This window comes from Mesorhizobium sp. M7A.F.Ca.CA.001.08.2.1, assembly GCF_003998455.1.
Lineage (GTDB): Bacteria > Pseudomonadota > Alphaproteobacteria > Rhizobiales > Rhizobiaceae > Mesorhizobium > Mesorhizobium ciceri.
Map to the genome: position 1 here is coordinate 1 of NZ_RZPW01000829.1, position 2,606 is coordinate 2,606.

Consider the following 2,606-nt stretch of genomic DNA (forward strand, 5'->3'; position numbering starts at 1 on the left):
CAGCCGACATTGATGTCGCCGACATCACCGAGCTTCTGCGGCGGGCGCGCCGCTGGCAGCGCGAAAACACTGGCGATGCCGAACGGCAAAGGCAGGTCCGCGCGCTCGTCGATAGAGTTCAGAGGCTGCAACGCGTCGGACCCTGGGCCTGCGCCAATCCGCGCATTGGCCAGGAGGAGATCGCCGAACATCTGAAGCGGATCCGCAACGACTATTGTCGGGGCGGGCTGCGCGACACGATGAACCGGTTCGTTCCGCAGCCAGCCGGGCCGCGTTGCGCCCACATCCGGGTGCCGGAGGCACTGGGCTTGCATGAGCATACGGGCTCGATCGACGATGCGGTTGCCGATCTGCACCGCCGCATGCAGGATACAGTCACCAACATCGTCGCCGAGCTTGCAGCCAATGGCGGCTTCATTTTCTATCCGAATCCATTCTATCGTCACTGACATCAGCCGGGCCATGTGGCCGACTGTCGTGACGGATGGAAGGCAGACAGCAAGCTTTATGGCAGCCTATGTCGACGCAGCGATCTGGAACTGGGCCGGCCATCGCTGGTGCCATCTGTTGGCCGACGACACCGACGAGTTGCATCGCTTTGCCGCGCATCTTGGCGTCAAGCGCTCATCCTACCAGGGGCCGCCCAAGACATCGGCGCCGCATTACGACATAACCGGCTTCGAGCGTGACCGTGCGGTGCGGCTCGGCGCCATCGAATGCAGCCGCGAGGAGATCGTCGCGGTCTTCCGGCGGGTGCGGGTGCCGAACGGCAAGATAAAGCGCTGACGGCAGCGCGCGGATCGTCGCACGCCGCACACAGGTCCCGCGGCCCTTGCGTTTATCGCGCATCCCCTCTATATGCGCGCTCATTCCACACACGGACTTTGGTGTCTGCCCGGGAGAAATCCGGCTGAAACCTCCGGTGGCGTTCGAGGACAAAGTCCAAAAATGCCTGTGTCCGTGGAGGCTAACCGGAAAGGAACTTTGAATGGCACTGCCTGATTTCAGCATGCGCCAGCTTTTGGAAGCTGGCATTCACTTCGGCCACCAGACCCATCGCTGGAACCCGAAAATGGCGCCCTACATCTATGGCGCCCGCAACAACATCCACATCATCGACCTCTCGCAGACGGTGCCTTTGCTGCACCAGGCGCTGAAGCAGGTTTCCGACACCGTCGCCAAGGGCGGCCGCGTGCTGTTCGTCGGCACCAAGCGCCAGGCGTCCGACATCGTCGCCGATGCGGCACAGCGTTCGGCCCAGTACTACGTCAACTCGCGTTGGCTCGGCGGCATGCTGACCAACTGGAAGACGATCTCGAATTCGATCCAGCGCCTGCGCAAGCTCGACGAGATGCTGGCCGGCGAGGCGCAAGGGTTGACCAAGAAGGAACGCCTGAACCTCGACCGCGAGCGCGAGAAGCTCGACAAGGCGCTGGGCGGCATCAAGGACATGGGCTCGACGCCCGACCTGATGTTCGTGATCGACACCAACAAGGAAGCGATCGCCATTCTCGAGGCCAAGCGCCTCGGCATTCCGGTCGTCGCCATCATCGATTCGAACTGCGATCCGGACAAGATCGACTTCCCGATCCCCGGCAATGACGACGCGGCCCGCGCCATCCAGCTCTATTGCGATCTGATCGCCAAGGCTGCGATCGACGGCATCGCCCGTCAGCAGGGCGCGCTCGGCGTCGACATCGGCGCTTCGATCGAAGCTCCCGTCGAACCGGCGCTCGACCCGGCTCCGGCCCCGGCTGCAGACGCTCCGGAAGCTTGATAATCGAAGGCCGGTTGCGGCCTTCATCTTTCTCATATTCTGGCACGCTAAACAGACGCACCATCGAATACCGATGGTGCGTCGGTGCATTTAAAACAAAGAGGCGACAATGAGCATTTCGGCTGCACAGGTCAAAGAACTCCGCGACTTGACCGGCGCGGGCATGATGGATTGCAAGGCGGCGTTGACCGAGACCAACGGCAACATGGAAGAGGCCGTCGACTGGCTGCGCAAGAAGGGTATCTCCAAGGCTGACAAGAAGGCTGGCCGCACCGCGGCTGAGGGCCTGATCGGCGTCGACAACGGCGTGCGCGAGGCTGCCGTCGTGGAAGTCAATTCCGAGACCGACTTCGTTGCCCGCAACGCCGCGTTTCAGGAAATCGTCGCCAATGTTGCCAAGGTTGCGCTGGCCTACGGCACGACGGAGGCTGTGGCCGCCGCAAAGTATCCAGGTTCCGACAAGTCGGTTGCCGACACCATCAAGGACGCTGTCGGCACCATCGGCGAAAACATGGGCTTCCGCCGCTCGGCCAAGCTCACCGTCCCGCACGGTGCTGTCGCCACCTACGTCCACAACGCAGTTGCCGATGGTCTTGGCAAGCTCGGCGTTCTGGTCGCGATCGAGACCACGGGCAATGAGCATGCCGCCAACGCCTTTGGCCGCCAGGTTGCCATGCATGTCGCCGCCACCAACCCGCTGGCGCTGACGGCCGAGCAGATCGATCCGGCTGCGGTCGAGCGCGAGAAGGCGATCTTCGCCGATCAGGCGCGCCAGTCCGGCAAGCCGGAAGCGATCATCGAAAAGATGGTCGAAGGCCGCCTACGCAAG

Annotated in this window: 3 protein-coding genes and 1 pseudogene; all 4 read left to right on the forward strand. The window is 62.9% G+C overall.

Annotation, left to right across the window (positions count from 1 at the left end; all coding sequences use genetic code 11):
• Nucleotides 1–449, forward strand: a pseudogene (locus EN914_RS31630) (hypothetical protein); the annotation flags it as partial.
• Between the two features lie 58 nt (nt 450–507).
• Complete coding sequence (locus EN914_RS31635) at nt 508–786, forward strand: DUF4031 domain-containing protein (RefSeq protein ID WP_013531766.1); 279 nt, start codon at nt 508–510, stop codon at nt 784–786.
• A 202-nt stretch (nt 787–988) separates the two neighbouring features.
• On the forward strand, nt 989–1,777 hold the full coding sequence (gene rpsB / locus EN914_RS31640; RefSeq protein WP_013531765.1) for a 30S ribosomal protein S2: 789 nt from the start codon (nt 989–991) through the stop codon (nt 1,775–1,777).
• A gap of 109 nt (nt 1,778–1,886) precedes the next feature.
• On the forward strand, nt 1,887–2,606 hold a 720-nt coding region (gene tsf, locus EN914_RS31645), incomplete at its 3' end, for a translation elongation factor Ts (RefSeq protein WP_127389512.1).